We start from the raw sequence: 20,039 nt of genomic DNA, 5'->3' as shown, positions 1-20,039 counted from the left end.
TTTACGATCCTCAAGCCTGATAGACAAAATTTGCGTCAAGGTCACTGAGTTTTGGCTGTTTTTGGTCTTTATCCGACAAAATTGCCTGCCCATCTGCCACTGGCCAATCAATGCCGATGGCAGGATCGTTCCACAGCAACCCACGATCATTCTCGGGGCTATAATAGTCCGTGACCTTATAGCTGATCACTGTATTGGGTTTCAACGTGCAAAAACCGTGGGCAAAACCCGGCGGCACCCAGAGTTGGCAACCATTTTCCTGCGACAGCTCAGCCGTGACAAACTGGCCGTAGGTTGGCGAGCCCTTGCGAATATCAACCGCGACATCCAGCAAGGCACCGGCAGCACAGGAGACCAATTTACCTTGCGCCTTCGGATTCAGCTGAAAATGCAGACCCCGAACAGTGCCGACTTCAGCCGAGAAGGATTGATTGTCCTGAACAAAGTGGAATGCCCCCACCTCGCGCTCAAACAGGTTTTCCCGAAATGTCTCAACAAAATAGCCACGCGCATCACCAAATCGCTTCGGCGTGATCAGAAATACGCCGGAAATTTTTGTCGTTTCAAATTGCATCGGTCTTCCTTCGGCACTGTGTTTTTTGGGCGGCACTGCTATTTTTGGGCGGCACTGTCACTTTTGAACGTAACAAGCACAACAGCCGCAAACACACAAGATGCAAAACGGCCTCGGCCTTTGTCAATCAACCCATGACGCTTGACGCTTCAAGGCCTCGTCAAATGGGCGCTCCCTCCACCACGCTCGAAAACGGCACGAAAGCGGCAGAACAATCCATCTCATCTGCCGGCATGCCATCCATCAGGTTCGTGACTTTAAAGCGCGCGGCAACATCCGGTTTCAGCGCATCGGCAAAGCTCACCGGGCCAGGGCCAAGGGTGATATGGGCATAGCTGGGCTTTTCATTGGCCGCAATCTGCGGCGAGCCGAGAATGGCGGGTTGCTTGCCTTCAAACTGAACCGTGTCGAGCGTTAGACCCAGCGGCAGATATTGACCATCCTGTTGAAGACCGCGAAACACAAGATAGCCGCCGCCATCGGCCTTGCTGCCCATATATTTGAAATTGCGCACCGTGATGCCAGAAAAATCCGGCAGGAGATTTCCCGCTTTATCTGAGTAATGCGTATCAAAGACCATCGGATAGCGCGTGTTGCGCATACATACATCACCATAAATAACGTTGGTGACTTTGCCCCCTCTCGATGGGTCGGATTTGATGCGCAGGCCATTGCCATTGGGGCTGTCAAAACCATCCATCACCAGATCATAGACAGAGATGTCCTCAACGCCGGAATTGGTTTCCGAGCCGATGGAGAGACCGTGCCCATAATAGAAGTGATTATGCGCAAAGGTCATCTGGGTGGATGGTTTTTTACCGCCAGCCTTGATGGCAACGTGATCATCGCCGGTGCTGATATAGCTGTAGGCCAACAGCACCCGCGACGACTGCCCGGGATCAAAACCATCGGTGTTTTTGACAGTGTCGGGCGTAAAGCACGTTGCAGGCGTCAGCTTATCAGGCGTTGTGCCTTCCGGGCACGCATAACCGGGCTTGGTATAGACCGCACTGGGGGTGAGAATCTTGATGCCCCAGGCCAGCAGGCCATCCAAGCCATCACTGGCGACGTGAAAATTCGGGCTGTTCATCAAGGTGATATCGTGCAGGGTAAAATCCTGCCCGCCATTGATTTGCAAAAGCCTGAATGCGTGCTGCTTCAACCCCTGCTTGGATTGCCACGCCACATCCCACCACGAGCGCTTGCCAGCATTATCGCCCGATAGCAGCAGCGATCCGCCGCGACCATCAATCCGGCCCTCACCAACAATACCAGCGTTTTTGGTATCCTTGGCCTCAATCAACGGTTTGCAGGTCTTTTTGCTGGAGTCATTGGCGGTGCCGCAGTCATCCTCTCCTGTGTCGTAATCTTTGGGATCGCGCGAGGCAAACAGCGTCACTCCCTTGTCGATCCAGAGCGTGACATCGCTTTTCAGCGTCAACGGCCCGCTGAGGAAGGCATCTTTTGCACCATCGCCCACCACCAGCTTCACGGCACCGGAGGTGCAGGCATTGATCGCCGCCTGCAAACGATCCTGATCCGGATGGGGCGCTTTGCCGTCAGCGTCAACCGCATCCAGTGAACCATTGGTGGATTGCAACGTGGCGCTGAGTGTGGCGCAGATATTGGCGGGTGCTGCGGGCTCACTCACCACACCCCATTGGGTGGAAACTGGTGGATCGGCGGCCCAACTGGCAGCGGGCGAAAACACAGACAGGGTCAGAGCCAGACCCGATACCAGATGGGCGGCATTTCGCTTTGAACCTGAGAGAGTGCGCGGCATGAGATATTCCTTGAAAGCAATGATGAGGCGAGAGGTCTCAGAGCGGGTTTGGGTGAATGAAGGATTTGATATTGGCATAGCGATGTCACAAGAAAAAATATTCTCACTTTTTTGGCAAGATCAGCATGTCACGACCTCTTGACCAAATTCACCACCCGCGCCATAAAGCATGCATGAAAACGAGCACCTGCACCATTTGCTGGATTATTATTCGCTAGCGCATGCGCTGGCCCGGCCGTTTTCGTCTCTTGTAAAAGTCCCAGATGACAAACGCTCGGTCCAGCCGGGTGTAAACACGTCTGGGAGACTGACATGACTGAGGGCCTCAAGCTCTACAACACATTGACGCGCAACAAGGTTGATTTTACCCCCATCGACCCTTCAAACGTGCGCATGTATGTGTGCGGCCCAACCGTTTATGATTTTGCCCATATCGGCAATGCCCGGCCCGTCATTGTGTTTGATGTGCTCTATCGGTTGCTGCGTCATGTCTATGGCGAGAAGCATGTGACCTATGCCCGCAACATCACCGATGTGGATGACAAGATCAATGCGCGCGCATTGCGCGATTTTCCCGATCTTGCGCTCAACGATGCCATTGCCAAGGTGACACAAAAGACCGCGGACCAGTATCACGCCGATGTGGCGCGGCTTGGCTGCCTTGAGCCCACGGTCGAGCCACGCGCCACCGACAATATCCAGCAGATGATTGACATCATCGAGGTGCTGATCGCCAAGGGCCATGCCTATGTGGCGGAAGGCGAAGTGCTGTTTGATACCAAGTCGATGGCGGCTTACGGTCAGCTTTCCAAGCGCAATCTGGATGAGCAGCAGGCTGGCATCCGCATCGCGGTGGATGCCCACAAGAAAAGCCCTGGCGATTTCGTTTTGTGGAAACTCTCCAGCGAGCACGAACCCGGCTGGGAAAGCCCTTGGGGCCGTGGCCGCCCCGGCTGGCATATCGAATGCTCGGCTATGTCGAAGCGCTATCTCGGCGAGGTGTTCGACATTCACGGCGGTGGGCTGGACCTGATCTTCCCACACCACGAAAACGAAATTGCCCAATCGTGCTGCGCCAATGACACCCACGTGATGGCCAATGTGTGGATGCACAATGGCTTCGTGCAGGTGGAAGGCAAGAAGATGTCCAAGTCGGACGGCAATTTCGTCACCATCAACGAATTGCTGGACACAGACACGTTTGGCACTCGCAAATGGCCGGGCGAAGTGCTGCGGCTTGCGATGTTGATGACCCATTATCGTGAACCGATTGATTTTTCCGTCAAGCGGTTGGAAGAGGCTGAGCGGCTGCTTGCCAAATGGCCAAGCGCGGAGGCCGGTGATGCGACACCGGATCAAAGCGTGCTGGACGCATTGGCCGATGACCTCAATACGGTTGCAGCAGTACAGGCGCTTCATGCACTGGCCGGTGCTGCCAATGCGGATGCATCTTTGTTGCCGTCTTTTGCAGCCAGTGCTGCATTGATGGGGCTTTTGCCACAAAAGGCCGAGGTGAGCGACGATCTTTCCGCCGCCATCGACGCCCTTGTGCAAATGCGGCTTGAAATGCTCAAGACCAAAAATTTTGCCGAGGCCGACAAAATCCGCAACGACTTGTTGACCAAAGGCATTCAACTCAAGGACGGTAAGGATAAAGATACGGGCGAGCGCGTGACCACGTGGGAGGTCAAGCGGTAAACTGAGGCATCAACGGCGCAGGAGCGACATCCATGATTGACCATATGAATATCAAAGTTGCTGATTTTGAACGTGCAATGGCTTTCTATGATGCGGCTTTTGCGCCACTTGGCGCATCGATGCTGTATATGGTGCCGGAGGAAAACTCCTTCGGCGTGCGAATGGCCGGGTATGGGCGCGAGAAGCCATGCTTTTGGCTTTACGAAGGCACGCCACCGGCTGACTATCACCAGCACATTGCCTTTGCCGCCAACAGCCGTGCGGAGGTGGATGCATTTTATAAAGCCGCCGTCGCAGCCGGTGGCAAAGACAATGGTGCGCCGGGCCTGCGCCCGCATTATCACCCCAACTATTACGGTGCCTTTGTGTTCGATCTGGATGGCAACAACATTGAAGCCGTCTGCCACAAGCCTGAGACGGGTGGCCAATCATGACCACGCCAACCTATTCCGGCGGCTGCCAATGCGGCACCATTCGGTTTCGCATCAAAGGTGTGCTGAATGATAGCTCCATCTGCCATTGCCGCATGTGTCAGAAGGCATTTGGCGGTTATTTCGCGCCGCTGGTGTCCACCAAAGGTGCGGAACTGACATGGACACGCGGCACACTCAAACATTTCCAATCATCCAACCTCGTCAAGCGTGGTTTTTGTGACGCCTGCGGCACGCCGCTGACCTATGAAGCCCCGGATGTTATGGCCATCGCGGCTGGTGCCTTTGATGATCCATCGCTTTTGCCACCCACCTTTCAGCATGGTCTGGAAGGCAAATTATCTCTCGTCGATCATTTTTCCACATTACCGGGCATGACCACCGAAGAAGACGAGACAGACGGCGATTATATTCACCGCATCATCTCCTACCAGCACCCCGACCATGACACGGACACGTGGCCCCAACCTCACGGAGCAAAACCATGAGCGAGATTTTTTCCGGCGGCTGCCAATGCGGAGCCATTCGCTTCCAAGCCAAAGGGGCGTTGAAAAGCAGCTCAATTTGCCATTGCCGCATGTGTCAGAAAGCATTTGGCGGCTATTATGCGCCACTGGTGTCGGTGCGCGATGTTGATTTTGAGTGGACGCGCGGCAAGCGGAAGATTTTTCGCTCCAGCAATGTCGTGTCGCGGGGCTTCTGTGGCGATTGCGGCACCCCTTTGACCTATGAGGACCCGACGGGCATGTCCATTGCTGCCGGTGCCTTTGACGATCCTGCCGCCCTGCCGCCCATTGAGCAATTCGGCACCGAAGGAAAAATCGGCTTCGTCGATCATCTGCATGAATTGCCCGGCCACCCAACCGAGGAAGATCTGAATGATGCCCCCTTCCTCAACGATCTCATCTCCTACCAACACCCCGACTTTGACACTGAAAACTGGCCAAAAGCCAACGGAGAAAAGCCCAATGGAGCAGAACAATGAGCGAGATTTTTTCGGGCGGGTGCCAATGTGGCGCGGTGCGGTTCCAGGCAGCCAAGCTGGGGCGGCCCTCCATCTGCCACTGTCGCATGTGCCAAAAGCAGTTCGGCAGCTTCTTCTCAGCCCTTGTCACCGCTGATCAGGCCCATCTGACGTGGACGCGCGGCCAGCCAAAGCTGTTTCGTTCTTCCGCCAAGGTCAAGCGCGGCTTTTGCGACAAATGCGGCACACCGCTGACCTATCAGCATGCGGATGGGGTTGAGCTTGCGATTGGGGCCTTTGACAATCCCGCAGCCTTTGAGCCTGCCATTCAGGTCAAGCATGACAAGCGCTTGCCATGGATCGACACCCTGTTTGAAAAGCCCGCCTTCACCAGCCCGGAGCAGGAAGCCAAATGGGATGCGGTTGAGAGTTGGCAACACCCGGATTTTGACACCACCGTTTGGCCTGCGGAGGACGAATGAGCGCGCTTGTCCATTCCGGTGGTTGCCAATGTGGCGCGGTCCGCTACACCATCACTGGTGAGGTCCGCTATCCACATGTGTGCCACTGCCGCATGTGTCAAAAGGCGTCGGGCAATTACGCTCTGCCGCTGGGCGGTGCCGCCCGCCGTGATTTTGCCATCACGCGGGGCAGGCCGCAGTGGTTTCAATCTTCCAGGATCGTGCGTCGCGGCTTTTGCGGGCAATGTGGCACGCCGCTGTTTTTCGATGCACCATCGGGAGACAATATCAATGTCACCCTCGGATCGCTGGATAAGCCCGGCGATGTTGAGCCCGTGGCGCAATCAAACGCAGGATCAAAGCTCGCCTTTAGCCATAGGCTGGACAGTTTACCGGTTGAGGCAGAAGAGGTTTCCGCTGATTGGCTTGCAACGGTTGCTCAAGCGACCTACCAACATCCGGACCACGACACCACCGATTGGCCGACACATATAGGATCGCCCAATGACTGACCTTATGACTCAATTGCGCAGCTTCTACCCTGAAATTGAACCCTTCGAGACAGGCTTTCTCGATGTTGGCGATGGGCATGTGATCTATTGGGAACGGGTTGGCACCAAGGGGGCAAAGCCTGCGGTGTTTTTGCATGGTGGCCCAGGTGGTGGCATCACACCTGCCCAGCGGCGCGTGTTTGACCCGGCTCTTTATGACGTAATCCTGTTTGATCAGCGCGGCTGCGGAAAATCCACGCCCCATGCCCATCTGGAGGCCAACACCACATGGCATCTGGTGGCCGATATAGAGCGGCTGCGTCAGATGATTGGTGCTGAAAAATGGCTGGTGCTGGGTGGATCATGGGGATCCACGCTGGCGTTGGCCTATACTGAGACCCATCCGTCGCGCGTGAGCGAACTGGTGCTGCGCGGCATTTATACCGTCACCAAGGCTGAGCTGGATTGGTATTATCAATTCGGTGTTTCCGAGATGTATCCCGACCGTTGGGAGAAATTCATTGCGCCCATCCCCGAAGACGAGCGCGATGATTTGATTTCGGCCTACCATCGCCGTTTGACGAGCGATGACAAGGCTGTGCAGCTGGAATGCGCCCGCGCCTGGAGCCAGTGGGAGGGAGCCACCATTTCGCTGATTCCCAATCTCCAGCAAATTGAGAATTTCGGCGAGGACTATTACGCCATCGCCTTTGCGCGGCTGGAAAACCACTTCTTTGTCAACCACTGCTGGCTGGAGGATGGCCAATTGCTGCGTGATGCCAATAAGCTCAAGGGCATTCCCGGCGTGATCGCCCATGGCCGCTATGATATGCCCTGCCCGCTGCGCTATGCGTGGCAGCTGTCCAAGGCCTGGCCCGATGCCGAATTGCATATCGTAGAGGCCGCTGGACACGCCATGAGTGAGCCTGGCATTCTCGACCAATTGATCCGCGCCACCGACCGCTTTGCCGGGAAAATCCAATAATATTCGTTACGGATGTTACCACAGAAATCAATGCCTTTGGGAGGCACCCATGACACGCGAAAAGATCACTCTGTTTGACACCACGCTGCGCGACGGTCAGCAGACCCCCGGCATTGATTTTTCGGTAGAAGATAAAATCTCGATCGCCGCCATGCTGGATGATTTTGGTCTGGATTATGTTGAGGGGGGATATCCCGGTGCCAACCCGACCGATACGGCTTTTTTTGCCAAAAAGCGCACCCATCGCGCCCGTTTCACCGCCTTTGGCATGACCAAGCGCGCCGGTGTTTCCGCCTCCAATGATCCGGGCCTGAACCAGCTTTTGCAATCGGCCAGCGATGCCATCTGTCTGGTGGCGAAAAGCTGGGATTACCATGTGAAAGTCGCACTCGGCTGCACCAATGAGGAAAATCTCGACGCCATCCACGACAGCGTGAAAGCCGTGGTGGAGGCAGGCAAGGAAGCGCTGGTGGATTGCGAGCATTTCTTCGATGGCTATAAGGCCAATGCCGCTTATGCCGTGGCCTGTGCCAAAACCGCCTATGAGGCAGGTGCCCGCTGGGTGGTGCTGTGCGACACCAATGGCGGCACTCAGCCGCCGGAAATTCGCGCCATTGTTTCCGCCTTGATTGAAGCCGGTGTTCCCGGCACATCGCTGGGCATTCACGCCCATAACGATACCGGACAGGCGGTTGCCAATTCGCTGGCGGCGGTGGAAGCCGGTGTGCGTCAGATTCAGGGCACACTCAACGGTATTGGCGAGCGCTGTGGCAATGCTGATCTCACCACCATCATTCCCACGCTCGCGCTCAAAGACACCTATGCCGACCGGTTTGAAACCGCCATCGATCCGGAAAAACTGGTGGAATTGACCCGCCTATCCCATGCCTTTGATGAGCTTTTGAACCGCTCGCCCAATCATCAGGCTCCCTATGTCGGCGCATCCGCCTTCGCCACCAAGGCAGGCATTCATGCATCGGCGCTGCTGAAAGATCCGAAAACCTACGAGCATGTGGAGCCTGCCAGCGTTGGCAATTTTAGAAAAGTCATGGTGTCTGACCAAGGCGGCAAGGCCAATTTCATCAATGAGTTGAAGCGCCGGGGTATTGCTGTTGCCAAAGACGACCCCAAACTCGATCGGCTGATCGAAATCGTCAAGGAGCGCGAAGCAACCGGCTATGCCTATGAAGGGGCCGATGGCAGTTTTGAGCTTTTGGCGCACCGCACACTCGGCACCGTGCCAGAGTTTTTTGCGGTCGAGAGTTTTCGGGTGATGGTGGAGCGCCGCTTTGACAGCAATGGCCGTTTGAAAACCGTATCAGAAGCCGTGGTCAAAATGGTGATTGATGGCGAGACCGTGATGTCGGTGGCCGAAGGCGATGGCCCGGTCAACGCGCTGGACATTGCCCTTCGCAAGGATCTTGGCAAGTTTCAGCGCGAAATCGAGGATCTGGAACTGGCAGATTTCAAGGTGCGTATCCTCAATGGCGGCACATCGGCGATAACCCGCGTGCTGATTGAATCGACGGATGCCAGCGGCGCACGCTGGTGGACAGTGGGCGTATCAGAAAATATCATCGATGCATCATTTCAGGCCCTGATGGATGCTATTATCTATAAGCTGATGAAAAACCGGCAGCTTGCTGGCCAGATTGCTGCTGAATAAAGGGGATTTTGTGCTTCCATCTCGCAGATTGCTGGATGGTTCAAAGAAATGAATTTGCCTTATCCGGTCCCGACGCTTACCCGATACACCATAAAAAAATCGGGATCGGAAACATCATGGCAACGGCGACACCACCCGCAATAGACAATCGCGATTCGCTACGCGGTTTTCTGTTTGCGCTCACGGCTTATATCATGTGGGGCTTTCTGCCCTTTTACATGAAGGCGGTTGCCCATATTCCCCCCAGTGAAGTGATTTCCCATCGCATTCTGTGGTCTGTTCCTGTGGCCGGTGGGCTACTGTTGATCCTGCGCCGCACAGAGGATTTGAAGCGTGCCCTGCGCAACCCCAAAATGATCGGCATGGCGGCCATTACCGCCTGCCTGATCAGCATCAACTGGGGTATTTATGTGTGGGCCATTGGCGCAGGTCATGCGCTCGACACCGCCCTTGGCTATTTCATCAATCCGCTGTTTTCGATTCTTCTCGGCGCAGTTCTGCTGAAAGAGAAGCTGAAACCCGCCCAAATGGCGGCCCTCGCTCTGGTTATTCTGGCGGTGGTGATTTTGACGGTCGAAAATGGCCGGCTGCCAATTATCGCCCTGAGCCTTACCCTGTCGTGGGGCCTCTATGCGCTGTTTCGCAAGACTTTGCCGATTGGGCCAAATCAGGGCTTTCTGCTGGAAGTGTTGCTGCTGGCTCCCTTTGCGCTGGCCTATCTGATTTATCTGATTGTCACCGGACAATCGCATTTTGGCGGCAATGCTGGCGATACCGCGCTATTGGCAGGCAGCGGGTTGATTACGGCCGTGCCACTTATTCTCTATGCCAATGGCGCGAAATTGCTCAAACTGTCCACCATTGGCATCATGCAATATATTGCGCCCAGCATGATTTTTCTCATCGCTGTTTTTGTCTTCGATGAACCCATGAGCACAGCGAGAGCCATTGCTTTCCCGCTGATCTGGACAGCGCTGGTGATCTACACACTGCCCATGCTCAGACGTGGATAATGAGACTTGGATGATGAGACGGGCATGATCACATTTTGGAGACCACAGACGCATCGCCCTCAGGCGCGTCTGTCTCTGCCCATCGATCCATGATCATCGGAATGATATGTTCGATATCATCGATGACCATGGGCTGAACCCGGTGCGCCGTGTGCACAAAGCCCTCATCCGTCATGTGCCCCAAAAGATCCAGCATCGGCTTCCAGAAATCATTGATATTCGCAAAGACCATCGGCTTTTCATGACGGCCAAGCTGGCCCCAGGTCATGATTTCCACGATTTCTTCCAAAGTGCCAATGCCGCCCGGCAAGGTCACAAAGGCATCGGCACGCTCAAACATCTTGTGTTTGCGCTGGTGCATATCCTCGGTGATGATCAACTCGCTCAAATCGCCCAGAGAATCATGGGTCGCTTCCATATCCATCAGGAATTCTGGAATAATGCCCGTGACGTGGCCGCCACTGTCCAGCACGCCTTTGGCCACGGCCCCCATGATACCCTTGGTGCCGCCGCCATAGACAAGCGCCAGCCCATGGGCCGCAATGGACTGGCCAAGGGCGCGGCCAGCCGCCATGTATGCCGTATCGCGTCCAGGCCTTGAGCCGCAATAAACGCAAATGGATCGAATCGTAGAGATATTTTTCGTCATGACTGTAAATGACAACGACAATCCGTTTCGGTCAACAAAATTGACGAATAGTCTTGGATGGTGATGCACCTGCTTCTAACATAGCTTGTTAAAACCGCTGGGAAACGCTAGCAATTCCAATGGATATGGCGGACTTTTCCGCGTGGAGATTTTTGATTATGAAAAACCGTGCCGGTTGGCTGGCTTTGGGCGTGCTTGCCATTGCGACGATATTGATGGTGTTTTTCGTGCTTCCGCAGCTTCGCGGAACTAATCAAACGGCGGAAAAGCCACCAGCACCTGTGCAACCGCCACAGACAACCGCCGCCAAACCTGAAGCCGTTGTCGCCGACGATCAAGTCGCAAGCGGCAAGATGAAGCGGCTTTCCACTGAAGCCGAAAAATCGGTGGCAGCGCTTGAAGCTCTTTTTGCCGACCAGAAGATTCCAGAAGCCAGTGTCTATGCTTCCAGCCGCCTGGCTGCCATGACCGCGCTCAAGGCATTGGCCGAGATGGACATTCCAACCAATCTCGAAGCCAATTTGGCCGATAGTATGACCAAGGCCAAGGCAACAGCCGCAAAGGCCCTGCAACTTCTTATCAAACTGCCCTCCGCGCCCGAGGAGGCAGCAGGCATGATTGTCAATATCGGTCGCGCCTTGCACGGTGAGCCCGAGTTGGCAGCCAAAGATGACGGCAAGCCGAAATTTGGTGTGTTGCGTGTTGAAAAAGACGGCTCGACCGTGATTGCGGGCAATGCGGCACCGGGTACCAAGCTGGATGTTCTCGATGGTGACAAGACCATCTCCACCACAACGGTTTCGCCCAATGGTGATTTCGCCATTGTGCTCGACAAGCCTTTGAACGCCGGTGACCATACACTGGATTTGCAATCCACCAGCCAAGACGGCAAGGTCGTCAAATCTCAGGAACAGGCCACCATTTCGGTGCCCGATCATCAAAATGGTGATGTGCTGGCCATGGTCAGCAAGCCCGGAGAAGCCAGCCGCCTAATGACAGTGCCAAAGGGCACCACAGATGGCGCAGCAGAACAGGTGAATGCCGACAAACAGGGACGCGTTCCGGCGCAAACGGCCGATGCCACACCGCCGGCACCCGCCACCACGTCGCCAACACCACCAGCCGCCGCCGCCGATCCTGCCCCAGCACCAAACGAGCAGTTGCAAATCACAGCCGTGGAGCTTGAGGGCGATAAAATATTCGTGGCGGGCACCGCACCGAAAAACAGCAGTGTGACAGCCTATGCCGATGGCAAGCAAATTGGCTCTTCCGATGTCGATGCCAAGGGCCACTTCGTGGTCGAAGGCGAAATGGCGATTTCCGTTGGCCAGCACATTATCAGTGTCGATCTCAAGGATGCCAATGGCAAGGTCACCTTGCGGGCCTCGGTTCCGTTCAACCGCCCAGCGGGCGATCAGGTGTCTGTTGTGGCCCCTGAAAAACTGGCCGAATCCGCAGCCAGCCCCGGCAGCGCCGCCTCGGTCGACAGCAATCTGTTTGATCGCCAGCGCGACACATTGGCCAAATCCTTTGCACTTTTGAGCAATCTCTTTGCTGATGGCAAAACCCCTTCGCTGGAAAGCCTGGCGGCATCGCGCTCGGCCTTGGAATTTGCCCTGAAGGCCGTTGCCGATTTCCGGCCAACGCCCAGCACCAATGCGGCCGACACAAGCTTCATGATGCGCATGGCCGAAAACGCAGGCAAAGCCCAGGCTGCTCTCAAGAAGGTCGAGCCAGCCTCGGTGGCAAGCATGGCGGCCGCCCTGCCAGAGCTTGGCAAACTGGTACAGGCTGCGTTGGAGCCGATGCAAAATGCCGCGCAAGTGGCAACGGCGAAAACCGCAACACAAACGGACGGTTCCGCACCACGAACGATTTCGCAAGAGCCGCTTCAGGAAAGCAGCAACACCGTTATCATCCGTCGCGGTGATACGCTGTGGCAGATCTCACGGCGCGTGTATGGCCAGGGTGTGCGCTACACCACGATTTACATGGCCAATGCCGAGCAAATCACCAATCCAGACCTGATTGAGCCCGGCCAAACCTTTACCGTGCCGGATAAGGCGCTGCCAGAAAGTGAAGCCGAAGCCATTCATCGAAATTGGATGCATCGGCATAAGCCTTGACAGGATCGAGCAAAGGCTGAGGTTGAAAACAAGGCATTTGCTGCTTATATAACGAAAATTACATGGAAGCGGCCTTTACGGCCGCTTCTTCTTTTCGCCCCGCACGGGGCAGGCCCGGCCAGCGTCCCGCATGCCCGGCGCGTCAGCAGGAACAAGCAGCATGCATCAGAAGGTCAAGACGGTCTCTCCTGACTCCGGCAATCCGTGGCATACGATCCGCAATCTCTGGCCTTACATGTGGCCAGCTGAGCGCATGGATCTGAAATTGCGGGTGGTGTGGGCCAGTGTTTTTCTTATTCTGGCCAAGGCCGTTTTGATGTTCGTGCCCTATTTTTTCAAATGGGCGACCGATGCCTTGAACGGCAAAATGGATGCAAGCGGGCTGCTGCCAGCCTTCATGCTCTCTGCCGTGATGCTGGTGCTGGCCTATAATCTGGCGCGTATCGTGCAATGGGGCCTTAACCAGTTGCGCGACGCGTTGTTTGCCAGTGTTGGTCAATATGCGGTGCGGCGGCTGGCCTATAAAACCTTCGTGCATATGCATCAACTGTCTTTGCGCTTTCATCTTGAGCGCAAGACCGGCGGTCTGTCGCGCATTATCGAGCGCGGCACCAAGGGCATTGAAACCATTGTCCGCTACACCATCCTCAACTCCATTCCAACCGTGATCGAATTTGCCTTAACGGCTGGAATTTTCTGGTGGGGCTATGGCTTTTCCTATCTCGCCGTGACCGCTGTCACCGTGGTTGTCTACTGTTGGTATACGGTCAAAGCATCCGATTGGCGCATTGGCATTCGCCGCGCCATGAACACCAGCGACACCGACGCCAATGTCAAAGCCATTGATTCGCTGCTGAACTTCGAGACGGTCAAATATTTTGGCAACGAGCAGATGGAAGCGCGGCGCTTTGACGCCTCCATGGCGAAATATGAAAAAGCCGCAACTCAGGTCTGGACTTCGCTGGGCTGGCTCAACTTTGGCCAAGGGCTTATTTTTGGCGTCGGTATGACGGTGATGCTGGCCATGTCGGCCATGGCCGTGCAGCGCGGTGAGCAGACCATTGGTGATTTCGTCTTCGTCAATGCGCTTTTGTTGCAGCTCTCCGTGCCCTTGAATTTCATCGGCATGCTTTATCGTGAAATCCGCCAAGGGTTGACCGATATTGAGCAGATGTTTGACCTTCTCGCGGTCAAGCCGGAAGTGAGCGATGCGCCCAATGCCGTGCCACTGACGATCGACAAGGGCGCGATTGTGTTTGACAATGTTCACTTCGCCTATGATCCCGCCCGCCCTATTCTCAAAGGCGTCTCCTTCACCGTGCCGGCTGGCAAAACGGTGGCGGTGGTGGGGCCTTCCGGCGCTGGAAAATCGACCATTTCCCGCCTGCTCTATCGGTTTTACGATGTGCAAAGTGGTTCCATCAGCGTTGATGGGCAGGATGTGCGCACAATCACGCAAACATCCTTGCGCAGTGCCATCGGCATGGTGCCGCAAGATACGGTGCTGTTTAACGACACCATTGCCTATAATATTCGCTATGGTCGGCCCGATGCGAGCCAAGAGCAGATCGAGGCCGCTGCCGATATTGCGCAAATCAGCCGGTCGATCAAAGATCTGCCACACGGCTATGAAACCATGGTGGGTGAGCGCGGTTTGAAACTGTCTGGCGGCGAAAAGCAGCGTGTTGCCATTGCCCGCACGGTTTTGAAAGCACCACCGATTCTCATCCTCGATGAGGCAACGTCTGCGCTGGACACCACCACCGAGCAGGACATACAGGCGGCGCTTGATGTCGTGTCGCAAAACCGAACCACATTGGTGATTGCCCATCGCCTGTCCACGGTGATTGGTGCTGACGAGATTATTGTGCTGAAAGCCGGCGAGATTGCAGAGCGCGGAACGCACACACAGCTTTTGGAGCAAAACGGTCTTTACGCCTCAATGTGGAACCGCCAGCGTGAGGCCATTCAGGCTGAAGAACAGCTGCGCCTGGTGCGCGAAAGCGATGAACTGGGCGTTGTGACCCGCCTTCCTCCCGCAGTCTGATACCAAAAGCGGCACCGCCATTGCCCCGAGCGCCATTTCGGGGTAGTCAGCATAGCTTAGTTTTTCAGGAGAAGTCCCACCGATGTCCTTGTTTGATACCATCAGAAACACCATTGTTCCTGTGCATAAGGAGGGCTACCCCTTTGTTGCCGCCTTTTTTGCAGGCTCGCTGGTGCTGGGCTGGCTCTGGGAGCCACTCTTTTGGGTCGGTATGGTTTTAACCCTCTGGTGCGCTTATTTCTTCCGGGATCCGGAGCGCGTGACGCCGCAAGATGATGATCTGGTCATCAGCCCGGCAGATGGCCGCGTTTCATCCATCCAAATGGTTGTGCCACCGTCCGAGCTTAATCTGTCAACCGAGCCGATGCTGCGCATCACAATCTTCATGAACGTGTTTGATTGCCACATCAATCGCGCCCCCGTGCGTGGCAAGGTCAACCATGTGGTCTATCGCGAAGGTCAGTTTCTCAATGCAGAACTGGACAAGGCCAGCATCGACAATGAGCGCAACAGTCTGGTGATTGAAAGCCCGCGCGGCAATATTGGCGTGGTGCAGATTGCAGGTCTGGTGGCACGTCGAATTATCTGCTGGACCACGCCTATGCAGGCGCTGGAACCCGGTGAGCGCTTTGGTCTCATTCGCTTTGGCTCACGCCTTGACGTTTTCTTGCCTGCCGGTGCCGAGCCGCGTGTTTCGCTTGGTCAACGTTCCGTGGGTGGCGAAACAGTGATTGCAGAATATGGCTCCGCCAAGGGCCCGGTCATCAGCCGCCGCAGCTAAGACATCTGTTGCTGTCCGGTTCAAATTGAACCGGACATGTTTCGGATTTTCTTATTTTCGTTTGTCTTTTCGGGAAAAGCAGAAATTTTGCATGAGCAATGACACAGAACAGCCGCAAGACCTTCACGCCCAAGAGGTGCACGCGCAAGAGGTGAATGATGCCTCCCGCGGCCCACGCCTGCGCGAGATTCCACTGCGGCTGATGGTGCCAAACCTGATCACCGTTCTGGCCATTTGTGCGGGCCTGACCGGGGTTCGTCTTGCCTTTGAGGCCAAGTTTGAACTGGCCGTCAGCATGGTTCTGGTTGCCGCTTTTCTGGATGGCATTGATGGCCGCGTCGCGCGCCTGATGAAGGCCACCTCCAAATTTGGTGCCCAGATGGATTCGCTGGCCGACATCGTCAATTTTGGCGTAGCACCTGGTCTGGTGCTTTATGTGTTTATTCTGGACAAAGCCCATTCCTTTGGCTGGATTGCGGCTCTGGTGTTTGCCATTTCCGCGGGCCTCAGGCTGGCCCGTTTCAATGTCATGGAAGAAAGTGCGGCCAAAGCACCATGGCAGAAGGAATATTTTGTCGGCGTTCCGGCCCCTGCTGGCGCGCTTTTGGTGATGCTGCCGATTTACTTGAGCTTTCTGGGGGTGGAAGCCACGCCGGGCTTTGCTTTTGCCTCGGCGGGCTACACCATGCTGATCGCATATTTGCTGATCAGCCGCCTGCCCGTGTGGTCTGGCAAGTCTGAAAAAAAGGTGCGCCGCGATCTGGTGCTGCCCCTGACACTTGGCGTTGTGCTCTATGTCGCGCTGTTGATGAGCTATACGTGGGAGGTTCTGTCTGCCACGGTTATCGTGTATCTGCTGACGCTTCCGTTTGGCGCACGCGCCTGGAAGCGGAAATACGGCACATTGACCATCAATGAAGAAGCGGACAACCACGATGCATCTGGCATGGATCGCGGCCTGTGACCTCGCAGTCTGGAACGCGGGCGATGTGTTGCGATCCGTTCACAAAATATGCCAGACTTTGATTTAAATTAAGTTGCCTTGGTCATGGATTTGTCATGTTCTTCTCAGAGTGAGCAGCCAACAAGAGACTGCCATTTGAGGAGGCACCATCACCATGACCGCAAAAACCAACAGTATTGCTCTGCCAACAGCCGCACAGATCAAACTTTCTGACAATTACGGCCCGATCGGCCTGAAAGCCGTTATTGCCGCAGCCTTGATGACCAAAAAGACTGCAAAGAAAAAATCGGCTTAACGCGCTCAAAACAAAGACAACTGCCCCGACGGTGGCTTTGGTTGTTTCTTGGTGTCAGCCTTTGCAGGCGAAGAGACAGCCACTTGAATCTCAGGCCCGACATTTGCAACTTTGTTGACAAGGTTGGAAACAGGCACGGCTTCGAAAAAATCATCCTGCACGGGTCGCATCAGATCTGCGACCTTGCGAGGCTCCTGGGTTTTGCAATCCAGCCAGCGGGAAAAGTCTTGGGGCTCGATTACCACCGGCATACGATCGTGAATAGAGCGAATTGCACCATTGGCAACGGTTGTCAGAATGGCCCCTGTGTCCACCTCCGAGCCATCGGCAGACGCCCAGGTCTCAACCAGCCCACCAAAGGCAACAATGCCGCCGTGCCTGGGCTTGATCCAGTAGGCCTGAGACGCCTCTCCACTCTCTTTGGACGGACGATACCATTCATAAAAGCCGGTTGCCGGAATGAGAATGCGGCGATGGCGCATGGCATTGCGAAATGATGCCTTATCGATTGCGGTTTCCGAGCGGGCGTTGATCAACAAGGGAAAATCCCGCGGGTCCTTGACCCAGGACGGCATAAACCCCCAGCGCACCAGAAAAGCGCGGCGGCTTGGCAGATTGCTGCCAGTCTGCGGCGCATCCCCCTCACCCACAATCAGGATCGGTTGGGTTGGTGCAATATTGAACCTCTGCGGGAACGCCTCAAGCTCGTGCAAGCCAAAAGCGTCCATCACATCTTCAGGGGTCGTGGTCAGGGCGAAACGTCCACACATCTACTTGTTTTCGCAGCGGAACGCTCTATCGTCAAGTGTGTCGCCAACATCTGACCCATCGTCTTTCACCCACCGGAACCACGCGCATGACATCCTTGCATCGCCCCGCATCCTCGGCAATCGTGCGTCACAACGGACGCCTTTTGCTGGTCAAACGCTCCAAGCCCCCGGCTGAAAGCCTGTTTGCCTTTCCGGGCGGGCGCGGTGAAGATGGCGAAACGCCCGAGGAAACCGCATTGCGTGAATTGTTCGAGGAAACCGGGCTCACCGGCACCAACCCGCGTCTTTTCGCCACGTATGTGCTCTATCCCGACCCCGGCGGGCCGGATGAACACCACTTCAGCCTCTCTGTTTTTATTGTTGACGTGGAAGACGACCCCATGGCTGCCGCAGCGAGAAGCGATGCGGCGGAGCTTGGTTGGTATACGCCCCGCGATATTCTAACGCTTCCCGCACCACCGAGCGTGATCGATTGCGTTGAAAGACTGGTGAAGTCCGGGGAAGAGGCGTAAAATAGCCACAAGAATCAAGTCAGATGAGAGCATCGTGCCAAAAATCGGCACGATGCTCTCGATTGCTGTTTGTGCATCGGATTTATCCGAAAACCGGTCCCCGCTTTTCGGTCCAATGCTATCATGTTGATGGTCTCTTGCGTGCGGAAATGTATGACCCGTTTTTTTCTGCTTGGTCTTGTTGTCGTCAGTCCGCTTTTGGCGGCCTCGTCCCTGCAGGCGCAATCCCAGAAGCCTCAAGAGCCGACTGTGAGCGCAACACCCTATGACCGGCAGCTCAATCGACTGTCTGAAATCATCGGCACCATTACCTATTTGCGCAATCGCTGTTCAGAAAAACCTGAACCACAGTGGCGCGCCGCCATGGAAAAACTGTTAACCCTTGATGCAGGAAATGAACCGGCGCGAAAAGAACAGCTGACAGCTGCTTACAACCGCGGCTATAGAGCATTTGGTGCGCTGCACGATACGTGTACCAAAGCCGCGCAGGCGACAGAGCAGGAATATCGTGCCGAAGGCGCAACACTCATCAAAGAAATGATAAATCGCTTTGGAAATTAACCAATAATTCATCGGATAATGCATTGAGCCGTGTCGCCGTGACAAAAGGCTGATAGAGTTGCGCGACGTATAGCTGATTCAAGTACTGCTTCGAGGTGAATATGATTATAGAACCACGCCGCAACGAGATTGACGACATGATCGTTCATGAAAAGATGCAGGCAGCCCTCGAATATCAGAACGAGGCTTGGGCCGATGGCATGGCCGACGGCATTGAGCCCGAGATTATTGCGGATGCTGCAATTGCGCTTGCCATGCGTGAAACAATTCGTATTCACGGCGAAAACGGTGCCGAAGCCATGCTTGAGTCTCTGCGCGCGCGCATGTTGGCTGGCGAGTTTTCTCCGGCGCGTATTGTTCAGTGATTTGCAGAGGCAAGACCATGGTGAATGGATTGAGGACTGATCGGATGAAGCGTGTCCGGACAATGGTTATGTCTGGGGTTTTGTCTGGCCTGTTGGCCAGCGCGAGTGTGCTGTGTTTGCCGTCTGCCAGCATGGCGCTTTCGGAATTGCAAGGCAATGAGAAAGTGGCGGAGCAGCCTGCGGCCTCCCCGGCCACACCCGCGCCTGCTGCTCCCAAGGAACCAGCAGCCAAGGAACCGACAGCAAAGGAACCGACAGCAAAGGAACCGACAGCAAAGGAACCAGGCGCGAAGCAACCAGCGGCACCGGAGGCAACCCCTTCAACTGCCCAGCCAAACCTGAGCAATCCTAAAGAAACCAATAAGATCACCGCCACGGACACCAAGCATGCGGCGATTGAGGTGATGTATGACATCACCAAAGCCCCCGAGGCCGTTCGCAAAATGCGCGAAAAGCTCATGGAGGCAGCATCATCGGGTGAGCCTGAAAAATTGCGGGCCTTGTTGTCCGAAGGTGCGGACCCGACAGCACTTGCCTTGGGTTCTGACAATGGCGATCCCATCGCCACGATCAAAAGCGTGTCGGGCGATCCTGATGGCATCGAAGTTCTGGCCATTATGATGGACGTGTTGAATGCCGGTTTTGTCCATGTCAATGCGGGCACCCCGGATGATGCCTATGTGTGGCCATATTTTGCTGAAAAGCCGCTCAACACGCTGACGCTTCGCGAAAAGGTCGAGCTTCTTCGCATTGTTACCGCAGGCGACTACGAGAACATGCTGGACGCTGGCAATTACAATTTCTTTCGCATCGGCATCTCGCCCGATGGAAAATGGAAATTCTTCACGGCTGGCGATTGATTTTTGGGCCTGAGCACAGGCAGATTGAGCGGTGAGATCGGCT

Annotated in this window: 22 protein-coding genes; 18 read left to right on the top strand and 4 right to left on the bottom strand. The window is 55.4% G+C overall.

Annotated features, from left to right (window positions below):
• Window positions 1-10: 10 nt before the first annotated feature.
• Window positions 11-574: a dTDP-4-dehydrorhamnose 3,5-epimerase gene (rfbC, locus tag BJF95_RS15760; RefSeq protein WP_075640437.1), complete on the bottom strand. Its 564-nt coding sequence runs from the start codon at window positions 572-574 to the stop codon at window positions 11-13.
• 160 nt (window positions 575-734) lie between these two features.
• Window positions 735-2,357, bottom strand: a complete 1,623-nt coding sequence (locus BJF95_RS15755; protein WP_075641070.1) for a glycoside hydrolase family 28 protein — start codon at window positions 2,355-2,357, stop codon at window positions 735-737.
• Between the two features lie 312 nt (window positions 2,358-2,669).
• Between BJF95_RS15755 and cysS the strand changes: the two genes are divergently transcribed.
• From cysS to rarD, 9 genes are all read left to right on the top strand, one after another.
• A complete protein-coding gene (gene cysS / locus BJF95_RS15750) occupies window positions 2,670-4,055 on the top strand; it encodes a cysteine--tRNA ligase (RefSeq protein WP_075640436.1) in 1,386 nt (461 codons plus the stop codon).
• Between the two features lie 32 nt (window positions 4,056-4,087).
• Window positions 4,088-4,489 (top strand): VOC family protein, encoded by a 402-nt coding sequence (locus BJF95_RS15745; protein WP_075640435.1) that lies wholly within the window; start codon window positions 4,088-4,090, stop codon window positions 4,487-4,489.
• A complete protein-coding gene (locus BJF95_RS15740) occupies window positions 4,486-4,974 on the top strand; it encodes a GFA family protein (RefSeq protein ID WP_075640434.1) in 489 nt (162 codons plus the stop codon). Before BJF95_RS15745 ends, BJF95_RS15740 begins: the two co-directional genes overlap by 4 nt.
• Window positions 4,971-5,471, top strand: coding sequence for a GFA family protein (locus BJF95_RS15735; protein WP_075640433.1), 501 nt, complete (start codon window positions 4,971-4,973; stop codon window positions 5,469-5,471). The genes BJF95_RS15740 and BJF95_RS15735 overlap by 4 nt, the downstream gene beginning before the upstream one ends.
• Window positions 5,468-5,932 carry a GFA family protein gene (locus BJF95_RS15730; protein ID WP_075640432.1) on the top strand — a complete coding sequence of 155 codons (465 nt, stop codon included), beginning with the start codon at window positions 5,468-5,470 and terminating at the stop codon, window positions 5,930-5,932. The genes BJF95_RS15735 and BJF95_RS15730 overlap by 4 nt, the downstream gene beginning before the upstream one ends.
• Entirely contained in the window at window positions 5,929-6,423 is a 495-nt protein-coding gene (locus BJF95_RS15725; protein ID WP_075640431.1) for a GFA family protein, read from the top strand. Before BJF95_RS15730 ends, BJF95_RS15725 begins: the two co-directional genes overlap by 4 nt.
• 4 nt (window positions 6,424-6,427) lie before the next feature.
• Window positions 6,428-7,387 (top strand): prolyl aminopeptidase, encoded by a 960-nt coding sequence (gene pip, locus BJF95_RS15720; RefSeq protein WP_075641069.1) that lies wholly within the window; start codon window positions 6,428-6,430, stop codon window positions 7,385-7,387.
• Window positions 7,388-7,436: 49 nt separating this feature from the next.
• A complete protein-coding gene (gene cimA, locus BJF95_RS15715; protein WP_075640430.1) occupies window positions 7,437-9,053 on the top strand; it encodes a citramalate synthase in 1,617 nt (538 codons plus the stop codon).
• 116 nt (window positions 9,054-9,169) lie between these two features.
• Window positions 9,170-10,066 carry an EamA family transporter RarD gene (gene rarD / locus BJF95_RS15710; protein WP_075640429.1) on the top strand — a complete coding sequence of 299 codons (897 nt, stop codon included), beginning with the start codon at window positions 9,170-9,172 and terminating at the stop codon, window positions 10,064-10,066.
• Between the two features lie 28 nt (window positions 10,067-10,094).
• Here the strand turns inward: rarD and BJF95_RS15705 are convergent, their stop codons facing one another.
• A complete protein-coding gene (locus BJF95_RS15705; protein ID WP_075640428.1) occupies window positions 10,095-10,715 on the bottom strand; it encodes an LOG family protein in 621 nt (206 codons plus the stop codon).
• Window positions 10,716-10,873: 158 nt separating this feature from the next.
• Between BJF95_RS15705 and BJF95_RS15700 the strand changes: the two genes are divergently transcribed.
• The 5 genes from BJF95_RS15700 to BJF95_RS24115 all read left to right on the top strand — a co-directional run bounded on the left by BJF95_RS15700 (window position 10,874) and on the right by BJF95_RS24115 (window position 16,928).
• Entirely contained in the window at window positions 10,874-12,841 is a 1,968-nt protein-coding gene (locus tag BJF95_RS15700; RefSeq protein ID WP_075641068.1) for an Ig-like domain-containing protein, read from the top strand.
• Between the two features lie 160 nt (window positions 12,842-13,001).
• The gene (locus BJF95_RS15695) at window positions 13,002-14,888 is read left to right on the top strand and encodes an ABCB family ABC transporter ATP-binding protein/permease (protein WP_075640427.1); all 1,887 of its coding nucleotides are present in this window, start codon (window positions 13,002-13,004) and stop codon (window positions 14,886-14,888) included.
• An 82-nt stretch (window positions 14,889-14,970) separates the two neighbouring features.
• Window positions 14,971-15,669 (top strand): phosphatidylserine decarboxylase, encoded by a 699-nt coding sequence (locus BJF95_RS15690; protein ID WP_075640426.1) that lies wholly within the window; start codon window positions 14,971-14,973, stop codon window positions 15,667-15,669.
• Window positions 15,670-15,760: 91 nt separating this feature from the next.
• Window positions 15,761-16,633, top strand: a complete 873-nt coding sequence (locus BJF95_RS15685) for a CDP-alcohol phosphatidyltransferase family protein (protein ID WP_083638851.1) — start codon at window positions 15,761-15,763, stop codon at window positions 16,631-16,633.
• Between the two features lie 154 nt (window positions 16,634-16,787).
• Window positions 16,788-16,928 carry a hypothetical protein gene (locus tag BJF95_RS24115; RefSeq protein ID WP_175577273.1) on the top strand — a complete coding sequence of 47 codons (141 nt, stop codon included), beginning with the start codon at window positions 16,788-16,790 and terminating at the stop codon, window positions 16,926-16,928.
• 5 nt (window positions 16,929-16,933) lie between these two features.
• Here the strand turns inward: BJF95_RS24115 and BJF95_RS15680 are convergent, their stop codons facing one another.
• Window positions 16,934-17,698 (bottom strand): SOS response-associated peptidase, encoded by a 765-nt coding sequence (locus BJF95_RS15680; RefSeq protein ID WP_075640425.1) that lies wholly within the window; start codon window positions 17,696-17,698, stop codon window positions 16,934-16,936.
• 86 nt (window positions 17,699-17,784) lie between these two features.
• Here BJF95_RS15680 and BJF95_RS15675 point away from each other — a divergent pair, with 86 nt between their 5' ends.
• The 4 genes from BJF95_RS15675 (at window position 17,785) to BJF95_RS15660 (ending at window position 19,996) form a co-directional block, all read left to right on the top strand.
• The gene (locus tag BJF95_RS15675) at window positions 17,785-18,210 is read left to right on the top strand and encodes an NUDIX hydrolase (RefSeq protein WP_075640424.1); all 426 of its coding nucleotides are present in this window, start codon (window positions 17,785-17,787) and stop codon (window positions 18,208-18,210) included.
• Between the two features lie 123 nt (window positions 18,211-18,333).
• Window positions 18,334-18,771 carry a TIGR02301 family protein gene (locus BJF95_RS15670; protein WP_139317539.1) on the top strand — a complete coding sequence of 146 codons (438 nt, stop codon included), beginning with the start codon at window positions 18,334-18,336 and terminating at the stop codon, window positions 18,769-18,771.
• A gap of 101 nt (window positions 18,772-18,872) precedes the next feature.
• Window positions 18,873-19,136, top strand: a complete 264-nt coding sequence (locus BJF95_RS15665) for a hypothetical protein (RefSeq protein ID WP_425348701.1) — start codon at window positions 18,873-18,875, stop codon at window positions 19,134-19,136.
• A gap of 68 nt (window positions 19,137-19,204) precedes the next feature.
• Window positions 19,205-19,996: a hypothetical protein gene (locus BJF95_RS15660; RefSeq protein WP_075641065.1), complete on the top strand. Its 792-nt coding sequence runs from the start codon at window positions 19,205-19,207 to the stop codon at window positions 19,994-19,996.
• Window positions 19,997-20,039: the final 43 nt, after the last annotated feature.

Source organism: Rhizobium oryziradicis, assembly GCF_001939045.1.
Taxonomy (GTDB): domain Bacteria; phylum Pseudomonadota; class Alphaproteobacteria; order Rhizobiales; family Rhizobiaceae; genus Allorhizobium; species Allorhizobium oryziradicis.
Note: the sequence above shows the minus strand (reverse complement) of the source record. Positions and strands in the feature narration are given on the sequence as shown.

What these genes read in the sequence shown, in the direction of transcription:
- BJF95_RS15665 (WP_425348701.1), top strand. Translation starts at nt 18,873, where the DNA reads ATGATTATAGAACCACGCCGCAACGAGATTGACGACATGATCGTTCAT.
- BJF95_RS15685 (WP_083638851.1), top strand. Translation starts at nt 15,761, where the DNA reads ATGAGCAATGACACAGAACAGCCGCAAGACCTTCACGCCCAAGAGGTG.
- cimA (WP_075640430.1), top strand. Translation starts at nt 7,437, where the DNA reads ATGACACGCGAAAAGATCACTCTGTTTGACACCACGCTGCGCGACGGT.
- BJF95_RS15675 (WP_075640424.1), top strand. Translation starts at nt 17,785, where the DNA reads ATGACATCCTTGCATCGCCCCGCATCCTCGGCAATCGTGCGTCACAAC.
- BJF95_RS15680 (WP_075640425.1), bottom strand. Translation starts at nt 17,698, where the DNA reads ATGTGTGGACGTTTCGCCCTGACCACGACCCCTGAAGATGTGATGGAC.
- BJF95_RS15755 (WP_075641070.1), bottom strand. Translation starts at nt 2,357, where the DNA reads ATGCCGCGCACTCTCTCAGGTTCAAAGCGAAATGCCGCCCATCTGGTA.
- rarD (WP_075640429.1), top strand. Translation starts at nt 9,170, where the DNA reads ATGGCAACGGCGACACCACCCGCAATAGACAATCGCGATTCGCTACGC.
- BJF95_RS15740 (WP_075640434.1), top strand. Translation starts at nt 4,486, where the DNA reads ATGACCACGCCAACCTATTCCGGCGGCTGCCAATGCGGCACCATTCGG.
- BJF95_RS15660 (WP_075641065.1), top strand. Translation starts at nt 19,205, where the DNA reads ATGTCTGGGGTTTTGTCTGGCCTGTTGGCCAGCGCGAGTGTGCTGTGT.
- BJF95_RS15730 (WP_075640432.1), top strand. Translation starts at nt 5,468, where the DNA reads ATGAGCGAGATTTTTTCGGGCGGGTGCCAATGTGGCGCGGTGCGGTTC.
- BJF95_RS15725 (WP_075640431.1), top strand. Translation starts at nt 5,929, where the DNA reads ATGAGCGCGCTTGTCCATTCCGGTGGTTGCCAATGTGGCGCGGTCCGC.
- rfbC (WP_075640437.1), bottom strand. Translation starts at nt 574, where the DNA reads ATGCAATTTGAAACGACAAAAATTTCCGGCGTATTTCTGATCACGCCG.
- pip (WP_075641069.1), top strand. Translation starts at nt 6,428, where the DNA reads ATGACTCAATTGCGCAGCTTCTACCCTGAAATTGAACCCTTCGAGACA.
- BJF95_RS15735 (WP_075640433.1), top strand. Translation starts at nt 4,971, where the DNA reads ATGAGCGAGATTTTTTCCGGCGGCTGCCAATGCGGAGCCATTCGCTTC.
- BJF95_RS15700 (WP_075641068.1), top strand. Translation starts at nt 10,874, where the DNA reads ATGAAAAACCGTGCCGGTTGGCTGGCTTTGGGCGTGCTTGCCATTGCG.
- BJF95_RS15695 (WP_075640427.1), top strand. Translation starts at nt 13,002, where the DNA reads ATGCATCAGAAGGTCAAGACGGTCTCTCCTGACTCCGGCAATCCGTGG.
- BJF95_RS15745 (WP_075640435.1), top strand. Translation starts at nt 4,088, where the DNA reads ATGATTGACCATATGAATATCAAAGTTGCTGATTTTGAACGTGCAATG.
- cysS (WP_075640436.1), top strand. Translation starts at nt 2,670, where the DNA reads ATGACTGAGGGCCTCAAGCTCTACAACACATTGACGCGCAACAAGGTT.
- BJF95_RS15690 (WP_075640426.1), top strand. Translation starts at nt 14,971, where the DNA reads ATGTCCTTGTTTGATACCATCAGAAACACCATTGTTCCTGTGCATAAG.
- BJF95_RS15705 (WP_075640428.1), bottom strand. Translation starts at nt 10,715, where the DNA reads ATGACGAAAAATATCTCTACGATTCGATCCATTTGCGTTTATTGCGGC.
- BJF95_RS15670 (WP_139317539.1), top strand. Translation starts at nt 18,334, where the DNA reads ATGTTGATGGTCTCTTGCGTGCGGAAATGTATGACCCGTTTTTTTCTG.
- BJF95_RS24115 (WP_175577273.1), top strand. Translation starts at nt 16,788, where the DNA reads ATGACCGCAAAAACCAACAGTATTGCTCTGCCAACAGCCGCACAGATC.